This window comes from Parasphingorhabdus sp. (assembly GCF_036964675.1).
Taxonomy (GTDB): Bacteria; Pseudomonadota; Alphaproteobacteria; order Sphingomonadales; family Sphingomonadaceae; genus Parasphingorhabdus.
The window spans coordinates 56,281-57,585 of the sequence record NZ_JBALTF010000001.1 but is presented as its reverse complement, the minus strand read 5'-3'; the positions used below and the strand labels follow the sequence as shown (position 1 = coordinate 57,585).

At 55.9% G+C, this 1,305-nt stretch carries 2 protein-coding genes; both read right to left on the bottom strand.

Annotated features, from left to right (window positions below):
- A partial coding sequence (locus V7665_RS00275; protein WP_335662538.1) for an inner membrane-spanning protein YciB occupies positions 1 to 551 on the bottom strand: 551 nt, incomplete at its 3' end.
- A partial coding sequence (ftsY, locus tag V7665_RS00270) for a signal recognition particle-docking protein FtsY (RefSeq protein WP_335662537.1) occupies positions 548 to 1,305 on the bottom strand: 758 nt, incomplete at its 5' end. The genes ftsY and V7665_RS00275, both read right to left, overlap by 4 nt.

The following is a 1,305-nucleotide window of genomic DNA, read 5'->3' as shown; positions in this document are numbered from 1 at the left end:
AGGAAAGAAACGGCGGGCACGCCCCAGACCTTTATGGTCAGCCACCAGTCAAAACTCATGGTCGCTACCATCAGCTCGTTGATAACCGCCATTGCTGCGAAAAACAGCGCCCAGTTGCGGGACAATTTCAACCAGCCGTCGTCGTTCAACCCTTCGAAAGCCGCCTGCAGCAGGCTTTTCAGCATCGCTTTGCCGCGCAACAATCCGCCAAATAATATGACAGCAAATCCGGCATAGATGATGGTCGGCTTGTGCTGGATGAAGCGTGGATCGGCGAAATAGATGGTGAGGGCACCAAATCCCAGAATCAGGATCGCCGACATCCACATCATCGGAGAAACCTTGCCCAGCTTCCACTTGGAAATGATCATCGCGACGACAATCGCCACCATGAAGGCAATGGTGCCATAGATGGCCGAAGTGATCGGATTGCCTTCCGGCGCGCCGAATTTGTACACCAGGAAAAAGATCAGCAGCGGTCCGAAATCGAGCGCGAAGCTCAGCCCTCTATGTTCTTTTGGTATTTCTTCAATTGCTGTTGCTTCGGTCATTTTTCTATCCCGGCTATGGCTGCGGCCAAATCTTCGGCCTTGAACGGCCTCAAGTCTTCGACGGTTTCGCCGATTCCGATGGCGTGGATCGGCAAGCCAAATTGCTTCGCTGCCGCCACCAGCACCCCGCCGCGCGCGGTACCATCCAATTTTGTCATGATCAGGCCAGTGACCTTGGCCACGTCCCGGAACACTTCTATCTGGGACAAGGCATTCTGTCCGGTCGTCGCATCCAGCACCAGCACAACATTATGCGGTGCTGCCGGATTGAGGCGACCGAGCACCCGCCGGATCTTGTCCAGTTCATCCATCAACTCGCTGCGGTTCTGCAGCCGTCCGGCTGTATCGACGATTAACACGTCAATCCCGGTCGCCGTGGCCTGCTTGACGCCTTCATAGACAATGCTGGCGCTGTCGCCGCCCTGCGGCCCGCTGATGATGGGGACGCCCAGTCGTTCTGCCCAGATCTTGAGCTGCTGGATGGCTGCCGCCCGGAACGTATCGCCGGCAGCCAGCATCACGCCATAATCCTGTTCGAGAAACAGATGGGCCAGCTTGGCAATGGTGGTGGTTTTGCCCGAGCCATTGACGCCGATCACCAAAATGACCTGCGGGCGGGGAAAGGCATCTATTTCCAGCGGAATGGCTACCGGTTCCAAAATCGCTGTGATCTCGCGTTTGATAATCTCTTTAACCGCATGTTCGGTCAGGCCTTTTTCGAACCGCTCGACCGCTAATTTTTCTCGAATGGTCG